The organism is Variovorax sp. EBFNA2 (genome assembly GCF_033802765.1).
Lineage (GTDB): Bacteria > Pseudomonadota > Gammaproteobacteria > Burkholderiales > Burkholderiaceae_C > Variovorax > Variovorax paradoxus_H.
In genome coordinates, this window is sequence record NZ_CP138496.1 from 5,101,618 (window position 1) to 5,118,079 (window position 16,462).

The following is a 16,462-nucleotide window of genomic DNA, read 5'->3' on the forward strand; positions in this document are numbered from 1 at the left end:
GGTCCGGACCCGCTTTCACCCCGCGCATTCATGACCAAAATCCAGTTCCGCCGACGACTCATCGTCATGATCCTGCTGTGCGTGGCCGTCGGCGGCGCCATCGTGCGGCACTACGCCACGCCCGGCTCCACCACGCGCGACATCGGCACGCTGCTGATGGTGCTGTGGGTGCCGATCATCGGCAACGTGATCGCGTGGCTCATCGGCAAGCTGCCGCGCCGCGCGACCAAGCAGGCCCCGCCCGAGGGCTTCGACACGCTACCCGAATTCACGCCGCATCTGCAGGCCCAGCTGACCTTTCGCCGGCCCTCGGTGCCCGCGCAAGATGTGCCGCTGGGCCCCGGCGAATACCGGGGCGCGCTGGTGCTCGGCACCGAAGGCTTCTCGGCACGCTGGCGCGTGCCGCAGGGCTCCTCGCTCGCGCGCGGCACGCCGGTCGCGCTCGACATCGAGTTCCTCTCGCCGGCCGTCGCGCAACCGAAGTTCGTGCAGGGCACGGCCTTCCGCGTGCTGGTCGACGAATCGTTCGTGGCCGATGGACAGGCGCTGCAGTTGCGCCACGCCCACACTTAATTTCGGCAACTCAAAAAGACGGTGATGGCGAAAGGCGCCATTGCCGCATCCCCAGGTGGCTTCAGACACCCAAGAGGTCGATTGTTCGCCTGAGGGAAACTGTCTACTGCTCCACCGCCCCTTGGTCGCAAGGCGGCCCGCTCGCACACTCCAATGCCCCCACACCGGCATTGGCGCCTTCATCGCCGATGCGTTCAAGGACAGCATCTCCATGATGAATTCTTCCGGCAGCAACCCCTGCATCGACGACCTCGCAGCGCCCGCGCGCGAGGCCGCCACTTCTGACGCCGCCCCCACCCGCTCCGCCTGGCTCGCGGTCGGCTCCATCGCCGTCGGCACCTTCGCGATGGTGTCGACCGAATTCATGCCCATCGGCCTGCTCACCGACATCGCGCGCGGCCTGAACGTGTCCGACGGCACGGCCGGCCTGATGATCACGATGCCCGGCGTGCTCGCCGCCTTTGCCGGGCCGGCGCTGATCGTCGCCTCGGGCCGGCTCGACCGCCGCACGGTGCTGATCGCGCTCACGCTGCTGCTGATCGCCTCGAACCTGCTGGCCGCGTTCGCGCCCAACTTCACGACGATGGTGGTCGCGCGCCTCATGCTCGGCCTGGCCGTCGGCGGCTTCTGGACCTTCGCGCCCGCTGCCGCCACACAGCTGGTGCCCGACGCCTCGAAGCCCCGTGCCATGTCGCTGGTGCTGGCCGGCGTGTCGGCCGCCACGGTGCTCGGCGTGCCCGCGGGCTCGTGGCTGGGCACGATGTTCGGCTGGCGCGCCTCGTTCGCCGTGACCGGCGCGCTGGCCGCGGCCGTGCTGCTGGTGCAGCTGTGGCTGCTGCCGGCCATTCCGCCGCAACGCGCCATCGGTGCGCGCGACCTGCTCACGCCGCTCACGCGCCGCATGGCGCAGGTCGGCCTGCTCGCGGTGCTGTTCTTCATTGCCGGCCACTTCGCGGCCTACACCTACCTGAAGCCGCTGCTGCAGCAGGTGTTCGGCCTGCAGGCCAACGAGGTCTCGACGCTGCTGCTGGTCTATGGCGCCGTCGGCTTCATCGGCACCTTCCTCGGCGGCAGCCTGGTGGCGCGCAGCGTGCGCGGCACCACCTTGCTGGCAGCGCTGATGCTCGCCACGGCGCTGCTGCTGTCGACGCTGATCGGCACCGGCATGGTGGCCGGCGCGGTCGTGGTGGTGATCTGGGGCGTGGCCTTCGGCCTCATTCCGGTGGCGCTCACCGGCTGGATGATGGAAGCCGTGCCCGACGCGCAGGAAGCCGGCCAGGCCCTGCTGGTGACGGGCTTCCAGGTGGCGATCGCCTCGGGCGCGCTGATCGGCGGCCTCATGGTCGACAGCCGCGGCATCTCGCCCACGATGGTGCTCAGCGGTGTGCTGGTGCTGATAGCCGCGCTCATCGTCGGCACGCTGGGCCGCGCACGCGGCGGTGCGGCGCCGCTGGCGGCCATTCCGGAATAAGCGCGCTCGCTCTCTAACGGCGGCCGGGCTTCTTGCCGGCCGCCACGATCGCCTCGAGCACCGTGCGCAGCGCCTTGTTGAGCGGCTTGTCGCGGCGCACCACCACTGCCAGCGTGCGATGCATGCGCGGGGCGAGGCGGCTGACCTTCAGCGCCGGGTGGGCACCGCGCCCCGCCATCGACATGCCGGGCACGAGGCCGTAGCCAAGCCCGGCGGCCACCATCTCCTTCATCGCCTCGACGCTGCCCAGCTCCATCACGGGCTGCGGCTGCAGGCCCTCGGCAGCAAACCATCGATCGACCAGCTTGCGCGTGTTGGCCGCGGGCTCGAACAGGACCAGCGGCAGCGTCGCCAGGTCGGCCGGCGTGACGCGGGCTTTGAGCGGCGCGAGGTCGGCACGGCCGATGGCGACGAACGCGTCGTCGCACACGGGGATCACGCTCAGCGAGCGCCCGGCTGCGGGCAGCGTGACCAGCGCGAGGTCGAGGCTGTTGTCTTCCACCTTGCGCACGTACTCGTCGGTGTTGCCGGTGCTCACCACCACGCCGAGCGCCGGGAACGCCTCGCGCAACTGGCGCAGCACCGCGGGCAGAAAGTACAGGCAGGCGGTGGCGCCCGTGCCCAGCCGCACGCGGCCCGTGACGCCGCGCGCGTGGTCGGCCAGTGCGTCGATCGCGTTCTCGACCGCCGCCTCGATCTGCGGCACATGGCGCAGCAGCTCCGCACCGGCCGGCGTGGCGCTCGCGCGCTTGCCGACCCGCTCGATGAGCCGCACCGCGAGCCGTCGTTCGAGCTGGCGCACCTGCAGGCTCACGGCCGGCTGCGACAGGCCGAGCCGGTCGGCCGCGGCGGAAAAGCTGCCGGTTTCGATCACGAGGCCGAAGGTGGCGAGCTGGTCGAGGTTGAGGTTTTTTTCCAAAGTATTCCTTATGCACCGCATAGCTTGACCAAGCTTCACTTATCGATTCCGGCGCGTCAAGATCGGGCCATGTCTTCCCCCACCCTTGCATCCACCGCGCTCGCTGCACTCGACATTGCCGATGCCGAGCCCCACCACATGGCCCGCGTGCAGGCCATCTACAGCCACTACGTGCAGCACGACCTGTGCTCGTTCGAAGAAGAAGTGCCCACCGTCGCGCAGATGCACACGCGCCGCACCGACGTGCTGTCCCGCGGCCTGCCCTATCTGGTGGCACTGAAGGATGGCGAGGTGGCCGGCTACGCCTACGCCAGCCCCTACCGCGCGCGCTCGGCCTACCGGCACACGGTGGAAGACTCGATCTACGTCGCACCCGACATGCACGGCCACGGCATCGGCACGGCGCTGCTGCAGGCGGTGATCGACCGCTGCACCGCGGCCGGCTTCATGCAGATGGTCGCGTGCATCGGCCACAGCGGCAACGCGGGCTCGCAACGGCTGCACGCGAACCTGGGCTTCGAGACGGTCGGCGTGCTGCGCAACGTCGGCTTCAAGTTCGGCCAGTGGGTCGACACGGTGCTGATGCAGCGTGCACTGCGCTGACACCCCCACCCCGGCGCCGCCGCAGCGCGGATGGCTCGCGCTGCTGTGCGCGAGCCGCCTGCTGCAGGGGATGATCGTCACGGCCTACTCGGGCGTGCTGCCGTTCATGATGGCCGACTGGCAGATGACGGCCGCGCAGGCCGGCTCCATCCAGAGCGCCTGGCACGTGGGCTACATGAGCTCGCTGTTCGCCGTGGGCCTGCTGGCCGACCGCTACGGCCCGCACCGCATCTTCGTGGTGGGCGGCGCGATCGGTGCGGCGGCTGCGCTGGCCTTCGCGCTCTTCTCGCACGACCACCGCTCCGCCCTGCTGCTGTACGGCCTGGCGGGCCTGTGCGCGGGCGCCTCGTACACGCCGGGGCTGCAGCTGCTGTCGCTCAATGCCGGGCCGGCGGTGCGCGGGCGTGCGATGGGGTTGTTTCTCGGCGCGGCGTCGATGGGCTATGCACTGTCGCTCGCGGTGGTGGCGGGGTTCAGCGTGGTGGCGCACTGGCGCCTCGGGCTGCTGGTGGCAGCGGGCTGCACGGTGGCGGGCGTGCTGCTGTCCGTGCTCGCGTTGCGGCGCATGCAGCCGCCGGTGTCGCCGGCCGTTGGCGCACCGCGCGAAGGCGTGCTGCAGGCGCTGAACGCAACCGTGCGCGACCGGCCCGCGATGGCCGGCAACTGGGCCTACACCTTCCACTGCTGGGAACTCATGGCGCTGTGGGCCTGGCTGCCCGCCTACCTCATGGCCTCGTCCCGCGGCGGTGCGAGCGCATGGCCGGCCGCGGGCATCGCGCTGGCCGCGTTCGCGCACCTCGTGAGCGTGTTCGGCAGCGTGGTGGGCGGCGCCGCGTCCGACCGGCTGGGCCGCGCGCGCGTGATGATGATCGCCACCGTCGCGAGCCTGAGCCTGTCGTTCACCTTCGGCTGGATGTGGACCTGGCCGCTGTGGGCGCTGGCCGCGATGGCGGCGCTGTACAACCTGCTGGCCATCGCCGATTCGTCGGTCTACTCGACCGCGCTGGCCGATGTGGTGGCGCCGCACCGGCTCGGCGTGGCGTTCTCGGTTCGCTCGGTGATGGGCTTCGGCGCGGGCGCGCTCAGCCCCTGGGTGTTCGGGCTGGCGCTCGACTGGGGGCAGGCGCAGTTCGGTTTCGGCAGCACGTACGCGTGGGTGGCGGCGTGGAGCTCGGTCGGGCTCGGGGCGCTGCTCGGGCCGTGGATGATCGTGCGCTTCGCGCGCCTCAGCGCGGCAGTGCCACACCGCCCCGATAGCCCAGCATCGCGTCGTACAGATCGGTTCGCCGGTCGCGGTGCAGGTCGTTGAGCGGTGTCCAGATCGGTGCCGAACGCGCGGCGCCCAGGTCGACGTCGGCATAGAGGATGGTTTCTTCCTCGGGCCCGGCGATGCGCCCCATCGGCCAGCCGTTGGTGCCCGCGATCAGCGAGTTGCCCATGAAGCCCGTGCCGCGCTCCTGGCCCACGCGGTCAGCGGTGGCGATGAAGACGTTGTTGGTGTGCGCGGCCGCCATCGTCAGGTAGGCCGGCATGCACACGCCGCTGGCGTCGTACAGCGGCGGCGGCGTCCAGACCCAGCCCGTGGGCACGCAGAGGATGTCGGCGCCCTGCTGCGCCACGATGCGCGGCGCCTCGGGAAACCAGATGTCCCAGCACACGAGCAGGCCGATGCGGCCGATCTTCGTCTCGAACACCCGGTAGCCCTCGTTGCCGGGCGTGAACCACAGCTTCTCGTTGTTCCACAGGTGCGTCTTGCGGTAGCGGCCGATGTAGCCCTCGGGGCCAACGAGCACGGCCGTGTCGAACAGCTGCATGCCGTCCTGCTCGGCCAGGCAGCCGACGAGGTACACGCCGTGCTGCGCCGCGAACGCGACCCAGCCCTGCACGGTCGGGCCGTGCGGCACGGGCTCGGCATGGGCAAAGGCCTCGGCCCGGCCGCTGAAGCAGTAGCCGGTGGTCGCCAGCTCGGGCAGCACGATGAGCTGCGCGCCGCCGGCCACGGCAGCCTCGAGCTGTTGGTGCACGGCGGCGGCGTTGCGCGCGAGGTTCTCGACGCCGACCTGCGGATCGAACTGCACCACGGCCACGCGCACGGGGCTGGCGCGCAGGCCGGGCACGGCGTCACCGCCGGAGGGAATGTTTGCTGGGACGGTCATGGTCATTTCAGGTTTCAAATTAAAACCAGACGAATGCTAGCGCTATTGGTTTTAATTTGCAACCAATCCAGCGCTGCGGTCTAATCCCGCCATCCCAGGGACGCACAGGACAAACACACGATGGCCAGGAGAAAAAGTCTGAGGTTCGACGCCTGCCCGATGGCGCGCGCCCTCGAGATCGTCGGCGACCAGTGGTCGCTGCTGATCGTGCGCGACGCCTTCGACGGCATGCGGCGCTTCGGCGAGTTCCAGCAGAGCCTGGGCGTGGCCAAAAACATCCTGGCCGACCGGCTGAAGTGGCTGGTGCAGGAAGGCGTGTTCGACCTCGTGCCGGCGTCGGACGGCTCGCTCTACCAGGAGTACGCGCTGACGGCCAAGGGCCGCGGCCTGTTCCCCGTGGTGGTCGGCCTGCGGCACTGGGGCGAGGCGAACCTGTTCGCGCCGGGCGAGCCGCATTCGGTGCTGCTGGAGCGCGAGGGTGGCGAGCCCGTGGCGCCGATCGACCTGCGCACGCGCGACGGCCAACCGCTCGACCCCGCCGCGACCTTCGTGCAGAAGCTGCCCGCCACGTCGGCCTGACAGCGCCGTCCGCTCAGTCCCTGCCGACCGGGTACTCCAGGGCAACACGAATCTGCCGTGCGTTGAGTTCGGCCTGCGCCTTGTTGTTGCGGTGCTCGCCATAGCGCAGCAGGAACGCCAGCCCCTTCGCGCTGCCCTGCTGGACCGTGTAGCGCAGCCACAGGTCGCGCTCCCAGTGCCGGCCGCCCTGCCTGTAGCCCAGCCATGCATAGCCTCCGCGCGCCGGCACCCGGCTGCCGTCGATGCCGCTGCCGCGGATGTAGACCGCGCCCAGGCTCAACCCGGGCGCGCCCCAACGCGCGGCATCGACTTCGTAGCGCAGTTGCCACGACCGCTCGTGCGGCGCGTTGAAGTCGGACAGTTGCGCCGCATTGCCGAGCCAGACGGCGCCGCGCGTCACGTAGTCGAAGGGCGTGTCGCCCGCGACCTTCTGCCAGCCCAGGCCCACACGATGAGGGCCGTGGGTGTAGGTCGACATCAGGCTGGCGGTGGTGTTGTCCACCGGGCCGGCCAGCGCGCGGCCCGTGTCCTTGCTGCGATACACCTGCAGGTCGAAGGACAACGCGCGCTTGTCTTGCAGCGGCACCGTGTACTGGGCGCCCAGGTAGCCGGTGCGCCAGGTGTCTTTCAGCCGTCCGACGTAGGCCGTGATCGACAGCGACGCGCTGCCCTTCCACGTGCCGCCGGCAAAGTCGAACACGTCGCCGCGCGGTGACTTCGGATCGAGGTAGTTCACGATCAGCGGGTTGTTCGTGCCGCGCGCATGGCGGTCGGTCGATCCGGTGAAGCGGCCGGCCTGCAGCGTGAGCGTGTCGAACTCGCGGCTCGTGAGCAGCCAGCCGCGCATGGTCTCTGGCAGCAGGCGGGAATCGGATGCGCTGAAGACCGGCGTCTTCACGCGTTGCTCGCCCACCGTCAGCACGGTGGTGGAGACGCGCGCCTTCAGCGCCAGGCCGCCGCGCGCGATGCCGTCTTGCGCGTAGCCCGCGCCGTCCACCGGCAGCATGCGGATCTTGCCGACGCGCAGGTCGTCGCCGTCGAGGCTGCGCGCGAGCGAGGCGTGCGCGTCGATGCCGAAACCGATCCAGCCCGGCGTGAAGCCCGACTCGACGGTGCCCATGACGCCGTAGCCCCACTCCTGCGCGTGGTCGCTGCGCCGCGCCTTCGGCAGCGTGGCGTTGCGCCCGCCGTTGCTCCGGTCGCCGTGCAGGTAGCTGCGGTGCTCGTACACGCTGCGCTGGAGCACGCGCCAACGCGTGTCCTCGACAAAGCCACCGCCTTCGGCCGCCAGGGCGGACGTGCCCAGCATCGCGAGGGCCGCGCCGCAGAACCGCTTCATCGCCGGCCCTTCACAGGTACTTGAGCCACGCGATGTCGCGGCGCCGTGCCTTCAGGGCGGCAAAGGCGCGCACCGCGGGGTACAGCGCGAAGGCCAGCACGCCGGTGGCCAGCCACACCATCCACATGGCGTCGAAGCCGAACAGACGGCCCTGGTTGGGGCCCCAGATCGCCTCTGCGCCGAGGTAAAGGAACTTGAGCACGTACAGGTGCAGCACGTAGAAGAACATCGGCGCCGCGCCGAACACGGCCAGCGGCGCGAGCCATGCCTCGCCCTGCCGGCGTTCGAACAGCCGCAGCAGCCACAGCCCCACGCCGAGCGTCAGCGCGATGAACAGCAAGGACGGCGGGTACTTGGTGACGTTGAGGAAGGCCATCACCGTCGTCAGCGCGCTGTCGCCTGCGGCCCAGGGCTTGTCGCCGTAGGCATTGAGCGCGCGCAGCGCCACGAAGCCGACGAGCAGGCCCACGGCCCCCGCGAGCAGCCGCCGCTGGCGCTGCGGCGCATCGGTGCCGGGCAGGAACCACGGCCCCGCAACGTAGCCCAGCGCGATGATGCCGATCCACGGCAGCAGCGGGTACGAGGTGCGCAGCCTCAGGGCATCGGACACCTCGATCCAGCCCCGGTCGTGCAGCACGGCCCAGGGCACGTGCAGCACATGGCCGACCGGAAAGTGCACGCCGTCGAGCAGGTTGTGCCCCGCCACCAGCACCACGCCCACCACGATCAGCGCCGGGCGCGGCAGCCACACCAGCGCCGACAAGGCCAGCATCGACAGCCCGATCACCCAGATCACCTGCAGGAACACCGTGGCCGGCGGGAACTGGAAGGTCCACGCGAAGTTGACGACCGTGACCTCCAGCAGCACGAGGAAAAGTCCCCGCTTCCAGAGGAACGAAGACGCCGCCGCGCGGCCGTCCGCCTGCTTCGCGCCGTAGAGAAAGGCCGACAGTCCGGCCAGGAACACGAACACCGGCGCACAAAGATGCGCCAGCAGGCGGCCGAAGAACAGCGCCGCCGGCGTCTGCGCCACGAGCATCGGGTCGGGCACCTGGTGGTGCAGATAGAAGGTCTCGCGCACGTGGTCCAGCAGCATGAACAGGATCACGAGGCCGCGCAGCGCGTCGATGGAAAGCAGCCGGGCCGGGGCGCCGGCCCCGGGTGGCAAGGAAGCGGATGAAACGTCGGACATTGAATTATTGCGAATGTATTCGCAATAATTTACAGCATCGGACGATGCACCTTCCTGAAGGGCCGGTTTATTCGCCCAGCAGCTCGCCGATCGGCTGCAGGTCTTCCACCCGGTCGCAGATCGACTTGATGACCATGGTGATCGGGATGCCCAGCAGCAGCCCCCAGATGCCCCACAGCCAGCCCCAGAAGATCACGCCCACGAACACCGCCACCGGGTTCATGCGGCTGGTGCGGCTGGTGAGCCAGGGCATGAGCAGGTTGCCCACCACGGTGTGGATGGCCAGCGAGACGCCGCCCACCAGCAGTGCCATCTCGATGCTGCTGAACTGCAGGAAGGCCATGAGCCCGGCCGCCACCAGCACGATCACCGAGCCGATGTACGGAATGAGGTTGGTCACGGCCGCGATGATTCCCCACACGGCCGCGTTCTCCACGCCGATGAGCCAGAACGCGAGGCCGGTGGCAAGCCCCACCAGCGCGCTCACCAGGATCTGCACCAGCAGGTAGCGCTCGATGTTGCGCGTGATGTCGTCCAGCACGTGCACCGTGACCTTCTTCTTCTGCAGGCTGGGCCCGGTGATCTTGATGAGCTTGCGCCGGAAGGTGTCGCCCGAACACAGCGCAAAGTAGGTGAGAAAAGCCACCAGCGTGAGCTGCCCCATCGCGTTGAGCAGGCCGACCGTGCCGCTGAGCAGGTAGTCGCGCACGTTGAAGCCCGGCCGCTCGATGACGACGCGCGCCACGCCCTTGCGCGCGGCCACGCGGGCGGAGTTTTCTTCGGCCGCTTTCTCGAGCTGGGCGGCGGCCTGCTGCACGCTGTCCAGCGGCGTGGCGCTGGCGTTCTTGTTGCGGCGCATGGCCTGGCCGAGCTTTTGCGCCGCGACCGGCAGCGAGTCGAGCAGCTGCGAAGCGCTGCCCGAGAGCGAATAGCCCGTCCACCCGAGCCCGCCGAACAGGCCCAGCAGGATCACCGCCGCGCCGATCCAGCGCGGCACGTACCAGTGGTGCAGGCGCTCGACCAGCGGCGACAGCGCGTAGTTCAGCAGCAGGCTCAGCATCAGCGGCACGAACACCGCTTGGCCCCAGCGCAGCGCGAACACGCTGGCGAGCACGGCCAGCACCACGAGCGAGGCGCTGCGCACGTCGACCGGCATGTGCAGCACGAGGCGCTTGCGCAGCGCGGAGTTCGCATCGTCCTTCGGCGCGACCGGTGCAGCAGGCGCGGTGGCTTCGGGGGGCGGTACCGGCACCTGGACCGGCGCGGGCGCAGGCGGCGGTTCGTCGGCGGCCACGGGGCGCGGGGGCGCGGGCTTCGGGCCGGCCGGGGTTTCATCGGTCATCGCGACTCCTTGAGCATCTCGCGCACGGCGGCCAGCTGGCGGCGCGACACCGCCACGGGTTCGGGCACCGAATCGAGCCGCAGCGCCCAGCCGTCGGCGTCTTCGCCGTCGTCGTAGCGTTCGAGCGCGCGGATCGCCGCGCGCGCCACCAGCGCGTTGCGGTGCACGCGCAAAAAGCGGTTCGGGTAGCGCTCTTCGAAATCGTTGAGCGAGCCGTCGAGGATGTGGCTGCGTGTGGCGGTGCGCACCGTGAGGTACTTGTATTCGGACTTGAGGTACAGCACCTCGGACAGCGGCACGCGCTCGGCGCGGCCCCGGTCCTGGATCAGCACGCACTCGGGCGCGGCATCGGCAGCGGGCTCGGCAGCGCGGCGCTCCTTCAGGAAGCGCTCGACCTTTTGCAGCGCCTGCTGCAGCCGCTCGGCGCGCACGGGCTTGGTGAGGTAGTCGACCGCCTCCAGCTCGAAGGCCGTGACCGCGTGGCTGGCATGCGCCGTCACGAACACCACGGCCGGCGCGTCGGGCCGATGGCGCAATGCGCGCGCCACCTCGATGCCGTCGACGCCGGGCATGTGCACGTCGAGCAGCACCAGGTCGAAGTCCATCGCGGCCAGGTGCGCCAGCGCCTCTTCGCCCTGCGCGGCCTCGGCCGTCACCTCGGCAGCGGGCGAGGTGCAGTCGCGCAGCAGCGTGCGCAGGCGCGACCGGGCCAGGGCTTCGTCGTCAACGATCAGGGTCTTGAGGCTCATGGGGATTCGGCAGAGTCTGCGGGAATCGCGATGCGTACGCGGTAGTTCTTCTGGTCCATGCCGGCGCTGAACTGCATCTGCATGTCGTGCAGCAGGCGCAGCCGCTCGCGCACGTTGTCCAGGGCGATGCCGTGGCCGCGCGGCAGCGGTTCGTCGGCCCAGCGCAGCGGCGGCAGGCTGTTGACCACCTCGATCACGACCATGCCGCCGCGCCGCTCGGTGCGGATGCGCAGCTTGCCGCCGTCGGGGCTGGGCTCCACGCCGTGCTTGATGGCGTTCTCGACCAGCGGCTGCAGCAGCAGGGGCGGCAGCCGCGCGTCGCTGGCGGCGGCATCGAGGTCCCAGCGGATGCGCAGGCGGTCGCCGAAGCGCACCTGCTCGATGGCGAGGTAGCGCTCGGCCAGCGCGATCTCGTCGGCCAGCGTGCCCGATTCGCCGGGCACGGTGAGCGCCTGGCGGAACAGCTCGGCCAGGTCTTCGAGCATGGTTTCTGCCTTGGCCGGCTCTTCGCGCACCAGCGCGATGGCGCTGTTGAGCGTGTTGAACAGGAAGTGCGGGCGGATGCGCGACTGCAGCTCTTCGAGCCGGGCCGTGGTGGCGGCCGGCGTCTGGCCGCGCGCGCGCAGCACCATCGCCGCCATCACCAGCCCCGCGAACAGCGCGCCGGCCAGCGCACTGGCCAGCCAGGGCGCGCTGGCGATCACGCCGGTCAGGCGCAGCAGGCCGCAGCCATAAAGAGAGGCCACGGCGCCCAGCACGGCGCCCGCGGCGTACTGGCCCGGGGGCGGCAGGCGCCGCAACTGCTTCTTGAGCCCGCAGGCCGCCACCAGCCACAGCAGCGTGGCGGGCAGCGCGCCGCCCGTGACCGTGGCCGCTTGCACCAGCCATTCGCCGAAGGAGCCGACGACGAACAGCGTCGCCACCGCGACCACTGCTTCGACGAACACCACGGTGCGCAGCACCACGCCGATCTGGCAGGCGTCGAACAGCGCCGGGCCGCCGCGCACGGGCGCGCGCACGCGTTCCGGCGACGCAGCGGACGTGGAGGGGGAGCTGGCCGATAAAATCGCCGGGTTGCGCATCGCAGACATCAGATCCATCGGGTGACCAACCCATTATTGCCTTCCTGGACGGCTCCCATGACCCAAAACCAACTCGACAAGAAATCCGAAGCCTGGTCGGCCCTGTTCTCCGAACCGATGAGCGACCTGGTGAAGCGCTACACCTCCAGCGTCTTCTTCGACAAGCGCCTCTGGCAAGCCGACATCGAGGGCTCGCTGGCGCACGCCGGCATGCTCGCGGCCCAGGGCATCATCAGCGTGACGGACCACGCCGCCATCGAGCGCGGCATGACGCAGATCCGCAGCGAGATCGAGGCCGGCAGCTTCGAATGGAAGCTCGACCTCGAAGACGTGCACCTGAACATCGAGGCCCGCCTGACCCAGCTGGTCGGCGACGCCGGCAAGCGCCTGCACACCGGCCGCAGCCGCAACGACCAGGTCGCCACCGACGTGCGCCTGTGGCTGCGCGGCGAAATCGACCTCATCGGCGACCTGCTGGTCGACCTGCAGAAGGCGCTGGTCGACATCGCCGAGAAGAACGTCGAGGTGATCCTGCCCGGCTTCACCCACCTGCAGGTGGCCCAGCCCGTGAGCTTCGGCCACCACATGCTGGCATATGTGGAAATGTTCAGCCGCGACGCCGAGCGCATGGGCGAGGTGCGCCGCCGCGTCAACCGCCTGCCGCTGGGCGCCGCCGCGCTGGCCGGCACCAGCTACCCGCTCGACCGCGAGCTCGTGGCGCGCACCCTGAAGATGGACAGCGTCTGCCAGAACAGCCTGGACGCCGTGAGCGACCGCGACTTCGCCATCGAGTTCACCGCCGCCGCCAGCCTGTGCATGGTGCACGTGAGCCGCCTGAGCGAAGAACTCATCATCTGGATGAGCCAGAACTTCGGCTTCATCAACATCGCCGACCGCTTCACCACCGGCTCGTCGATCATGCCGCAGAAGAAAAATCCCGACGTGCCCGAGCTGGCCCGCGGCAAGACGGGCCGCGTGGTCGGCCACCTGATGGCGCTCATCACGCTCATGAAGGGCCAGCCGCTGGCCTACAACAAGGACAACCAGGAAGACAAGGAGCCGCTGTTCGACACCGTCGACACGCTCAAGGACACCCTGCGCATCTTTGCCGAGATGATCGGCGGCATCACCGTGAAGCCCGAGGCCATGGAAGCCGCCGCGCTGCGCGGCTACGCCACCGCCACCGACCTGGCCGACTACCTCGTGAAGAAGGGCCTGCCCTTCCGCGACGCGCACGAAACCGTGGCCCACGCCGTGAAGGCCGCCACCTCGCACCAGGTCGACCTGTCGGAGCTGCCGCTGTCGGTGCTGCAGCAGTTCAACCCGAACATCGAGAAGGACGTGTACGACGTGCTGAGCCTGCGCGGCTCGCTCAACGCGCGCAACGTGCTGGGCGGTACCGCGCCCGTGCAGGTCAAAGCGCAAGTCGCCCGCCACCGCGCCCGCCTGGGCTGAAGCCCGCGGCCACACCACCGAGGGCCGCACTTCATGTTCTACGCCATCCCGCTCGAAAACAAACCGAGCTGGCACAACCCGCCGTGGATGACGGTGCTGCTGATCCTCTTGAACATGATCGTGTTCTGGGGTCCGCAGCGCAGCGAAGACAACGGCCGCGAGCGCGCCGCGCAGTTCTACATGCAGGGCGTGCTGCCCGAACTGGAGCTGCCGCCCTTCGTCGAGTGGCTCGAAAAAACCGATCCCAAGCGCGGCAAGATGGCGCGCCGCATGCTGGGGCATGAAGAGGCGTACCCGCAGCTGCTCGAAGCCCTGCAGAACGACCAGCCCTTCCTGAAGAAGCTGCGCGCCGACGAGGTCGTGACGCCCGCGAACCCGCGCTTCGACGAATGGCAGCGCGAACGCCGCCAGTACGAGGCGATGCTGCCCGCGCCCTTCACCGAGCGCTGGTCGCTCGACCAGAACAAGGGCGCCGCGTTCAAGCCCTGGACCTGGGTCACCGCCGCCTTCCTGCATGCCGACACCGGCCACCTGCTGGGCAACATGCTGTTCCTCTTCCTGTTCGGCTTCTCGGTCGAACTGGCGCTGGGGCGCGGCACCTACCTGTGCTTCTACCTGCTCGGCGCTGTCGGCTCGTCGCTGCTGGCCAGCTGGGCCTATGCCGGCGTCGGCGGCCACGGCCTGGGCGCCTCGGGGGCGATCTCGGCGCTGATGGGCATGTACGCCGTGATGTACCGGCTGCGGCGCATCCGCTTTTTCTACCAGCTGTTCTTCTATTTCAGCTACGTCACCGCGCCCGCCCTGCTCTTGCTGCCGGCCTGGATCGCCAACGAACTGCTGCAGCAATGGCTCGGTGACCAGGGCGTCGGCTACATGGCCCACCTGGGCGGCCTGCTGACGGGCGCGGCGCTGATGGCCGGCGCCATGTGGCTGGGCCGCGTGAAAACGCCCGAGACCGTGAAGTCGGAAATGGTGACCGACGACCACCGCTTCGACCTGCACGTGGCCGCCGCGCGCAAGCTGTCGGCGGCCATGAAGTTCGAGCCCGCGTGTGCCGAGTGGCGCGCCGCCGCCGCCCTGCGCCCCGGCGACACCGACACGCTGCGCGCCTGGTTCAACACCGCGCGCCTGCAGCCCGCCAGCGACGACTTCCACCAGGCCGCGCGGCGCATCTTCCGCCTGCCCGCCACCGATGAAGACACGCTGGCGCTGCAGCACGGCAGCTTCACGACCTACCTCGACCAGGCCAAACCCGGCGTGCGCCTGAAGCCCGACGACATGGCCCGGCTGGCGCGCCGCTTCGCGCGCATCCGCCAGTTCGGCGACGCCGACAAGCTCTGCCGCATCCTGCTGAAGATTGCGCCCGACCACCCCGAGCTGGCCGACACGCTCTCGGTGTGCGCCAACGGGCTGCTGCACGCGGGCGAGCGCGAACGGGCGATGGGCCTGCTGCCGCACCTGCTGCGGCTGGCGCCCAACGACATGGTCACGCGCGCGTTGCAGCGCACGTAAAAAACCCGGCACGAGGCCGGGTTCGGTTGACGAAACGCCGCTGCGCTTACTTGTCGTTGTGCAGGTACGTCGCCTGCTTCGGCAGCAGCAGGCTGACCAGGAAGGCCACGCCCATCATCGCCGTCACGTACCAGTAGAAGTACGACTCGTGCCCGATCGACTTCAGGCCCAGCGCCACGTACTCAGCGCTGCCGCCGAAGATGGCGTTGCCCACCGCGTACGACAAGCCCACGCCCAGCGCGCGCACTTCGGGCGGGAACATCTCGGCCTTCACGATGCCGCTGATCGAGGTGTAGAAGCTCACCACCGCCAGCGCCAGCGTGATCAGCACGCCGGCCACCAGCGGGCTGCTCACGCTTTGCAGGTTGCTCAGCACGGGCACTGTCATCAGCATGCCCAGGGCGCCGAACAGCAGCATGTTGCTGCGCCGGCCGATGCGGTCCGACAGCGCGCCGAACAGCGGCTGCATGCACATGTACAGGAAGAGGCAGGCCGTCATCACGTTGCTGGCCGTCTTGATCGACATGCCGGCCGAGTTCACCAGGTACTTCTGCATGTAGGTGGTGAAGGTGTAGAAGATCAGCGAGCCGCCGGCCGTGTAGCCCAGCACCACGAGGAAGGCGCGCTTGTGGTGCTTGAACAGCTCGGCGACGCTGCCGGCGCCCTTGGCGGCGCGGGTCTTGGTGCTGGCGGTCTCGGTCAGCGTGCGGCGCAGCATCAGCGCCACGACGGCCGCCAGGGCACCCAGCACGAAGGGAATGCGCCAGCCCCAGGCCTTGAGCTCGGCCTCGGTGAGCAGCTGCTGCAGCACCACCACGGCCACCACGGCCAGGAGCTGGCCGCCGATCAGCGTGACGTACTGGAACGACGAGAAGAAGCCGCGCTGGCCGCGCATCGCCACTTCGCTCATGTAGGTGGCGGTGGTGCCGTACTCGCCGCCGACCGACAGGCCCTGCAGCAGGCGCGCGGCCAGCAGCAGCGCGGGCGCCCAGGCGCCGATCTGCGCGTAGGTGGGCAGGCAGGCAATGACCAGCGAGCCCACGCACATCATGACGACCGAGGTCACCATCGACGTCTTGCGGCCCTTGCGGTCGGCCAGCCGGCCAAAAATCCAGCCGCCGATCGGGCGCATCAGGAAGCCTGCGGCGAACACGCCGGCGGTGTTCAGCAGCTGGACCGTCGGGTCCGACTTGGGGAAGAACGAGGGCGCGAAGTAGATCGCGCAGAAGGCGTAGACGTAGAAGTCGAACCACTCCACCAGGTTGCCGGACGAGGCGGCAAAGATGGCGAAGATGCGCTTGCGCTTTTCCTCGAAGGTGTAGGGGGTGTGGTTGTCGCTGGTCGCGTCCGGGCTGGAGGCGCCGGCGCTCGTGCTGCTGCTGGCAATGGCGGTCATGCGAGGGGGTCCTTGTCTCTGGCTTCAGCCCCCGCGAAGCCCGCGGAAAGCCGTGCCGGGGAGTCTGGTCCGCCGGGGCCGCGCTGTCGTCCGT

General features: G+C 69.6%; 15 protein-coding genes. 7 read left to right on the forward strand and 8 right to left on the reverse strand.

Features of this window, described 5'->3' with window-relative positions:
* Window positions 1-30: 30 nt before the first annotated feature.
* On the forward strand, window positions 31-573 hold the full coding sequence (locus RZE79_RS23975; protein WP_153282449.1) for a hypothetical protein: 543 nt from the start codon (window positions 31-33) through the stop codon (window positions 571-573).
* 211 nt (window positions 574-784) lie between these two features.
* Window positions 785-2,044 carry an MFS transporter gene (locus RZE79_RS23980; RefSeq protein ID WP_192195413.1) on the forward strand — a complete coding sequence of 420 codons (1,260 nt, stop codon included), beginning with the start codon at window positions 785-787 and terminating at the stop codon, window positions 2,042-2,044.
* Between the two features lie 13 nt (window positions 2,045-2,057).
* Here the strand turns inward: RZE79_RS23980 and RZE79_RS23985 are convergent, their stop codons facing one another.
* Window positions 2,058-2,984, reverse strand: coding sequence for a LysR family transcriptional regulator (locus RZE79_RS23985; protein ID WP_319357125.1), 927 nt, complete (start codon window positions 2,982-2,984; stop codon window positions 2,058-2,060).
* A 48-nt stretch (window positions 2,985-3,032) separates the two neighbouring features.
* Here RZE79_RS23985 and RZE79_RS23990 point away from each other — a divergent pair, with 48 nt between their 5' ends.
* Together RZE79_RS23990 and RZE79_RS23995 are read left to right on the forward strand one after the other, a co-directional pair.
* Window positions 3,033-3,566, forward strand: a complete 534-nt coding sequence (locus RZE79_RS23990; protein WP_319357126.1) for a GNAT family N-acetyltransferase — start codon at window positions 3,033-3,035, stop codon at window positions 3,564-3,566.
* Window positions 3,553-4,875 (forward strand): MFS transporter, encoded by a 1,323-nt coding sequence (locus RZE79_RS23995; protein ID WP_319357127.1) that lies wholly within the window; start codon window positions 3,553-3,555, stop codon window positions 4,873-4,875. Before RZE79_RS23990 ends, RZE79_RS23995 begins: the two co-directional genes overlap by 14 nt.
* On the opposite strand, the gene RZE79_RS24000 is transcribed toward RZE79_RS23995, so the two are convergent.
* Window positions 4,793-5,722 (reverse strand): nitrilase family protein, encoded by a 930-nt coding sequence (locus RZE79_RS24000; protein ID WP_319357128.1) that lies wholly within the window; start codon window positions 5,720-5,722, stop codon window positions 4,793-4,795. The two genes, RZE79_RS23995 and RZE79_RS24000, sit on opposite strands and share 83 nt — an antisense overlap.
* A gap of 120 nt (window positions 5,723-5,842) precedes the next feature.
* On the opposite strand from RZE79_RS24000, the gene RZE79_RS24005 reads away from it, so the two are divergent.
* Window positions 5,843-6,301: a helix-turn-helix domain-containing protein gene (locus RZE79_RS24005; RefSeq protein WP_319357129.1), complete on the forward strand. Its 459-nt coding sequence runs from the start codon at window positions 5,843-5,845 to the stop codon at window positions 6,299-6,301.
* Window positions 6,302-6,314: 13 nt separating this feature from the next.
* On the opposite strand, the gene RZE79_RS24010 is transcribed toward RZE79_RS24005, so the two are convergent.
* From RZE79_RS24010 to RZE79_RS24030, 5 genes are all read right to left on the reverse strand, one after another.
* Window positions 6,315-7,640 (reverse strand): OprD family outer membrane porin, encoded by a 1,326-nt coding sequence (locus RZE79_RS24010; protein WP_319357130.1) that lies wholly within the window; start codon window positions 7,638-7,640, stop codon window positions 6,315-6,317.
* A gap of 10 nt (window positions 7,641-7,650) precedes the next feature.
* Entirely contained in the window at window positions 7,651-8,832 is a 1,182-nt protein-coding gene (locus RZE79_RS24015; RefSeq protein WP_319357131.1) for a DUF1624 domain-containing protein, read from the reverse strand.
* A gap of 67 nt (window positions 8,833-8,899) precedes the next feature.
* The gene (locus RZE79_RS24020) at window positions 8,900-10,174 is read right to left on the reverse strand and encodes an AI-2E family transporter (protein WP_319357132.1); all 1,275 of its coding nucleotides are present in this window, start codon (window positions 10,172-10,174) and stop codon (window positions 8,900-8,902) included.
* Complete coding sequence (locus tag RZE79_RS24025) at window positions 10,171-10,923, reverse strand: LytTR family DNA-binding domain-containing protein (protein WP_319357133.1); 753 nt, start codon at window positions 10,921-10,923, stop codon at window positions 10,171-10,173. Before RZE79_RS24025 ends, RZE79_RS24020 begins: the two co-directional genes overlap by 4 nt.
* Complete coding sequence (locus RZE79_RS24030; protein WP_373696582.1) at window positions 10,920-12,005, reverse strand: sensor histidine kinase; 1,086 nt, start codon at window positions 12,003-12,005, stop codon at window positions 10,920-10,922. Before RZE79_RS24030 ends, RZE79_RS24025 begins: the two co-directional genes overlap by 4 nt.
* Window positions 12,006-12,062: 57 nt before the next feature.
* On the opposite strand from RZE79_RS24030, the gene argH reads away from it, so the two are divergent.
* Together argH and RZE79_RS24040 are read left to right on the forward strand one after the other, a co-directional pair.
* On the forward strand, window positions 12,063-13,460 hold the full coding sequence (argH, locus tag RZE79_RS24035; protein WP_319357134.1) for an argininosuccinate lyase: 1,398 nt from the start codon (window positions 12,063-12,065) through the stop codon (window positions 13,458-13,460).
* 33 nt (window positions 13,461-13,493) lie between these two features.
* Entirely contained in the window at window positions 13,494-14,972 is a 1,479-nt protein-coding gene (locus RZE79_RS24040) for a rhomboid family intramembrane serine protease (protein WP_319357135.1), read from the forward strand.
* A 46-nt stretch (window positions 14,973-15,018) separates the two neighbouring features.
* On the opposite strand, the gene RZE79_RS24045 is transcribed toward RZE79_RS24040, so the two are convergent.
* Window positions 15,019-16,368 (reverse strand): MFS family transporter, encoded by a 1,350-nt coding sequence (locus RZE79_RS24045; RefSeq protein WP_319357136.1) that lies wholly within the window; start codon window positions 16,366-16,368, stop codon window positions 15,019-15,021.
* Window positions 16,369-16,462: the final 94 nt, after the last annotated feature.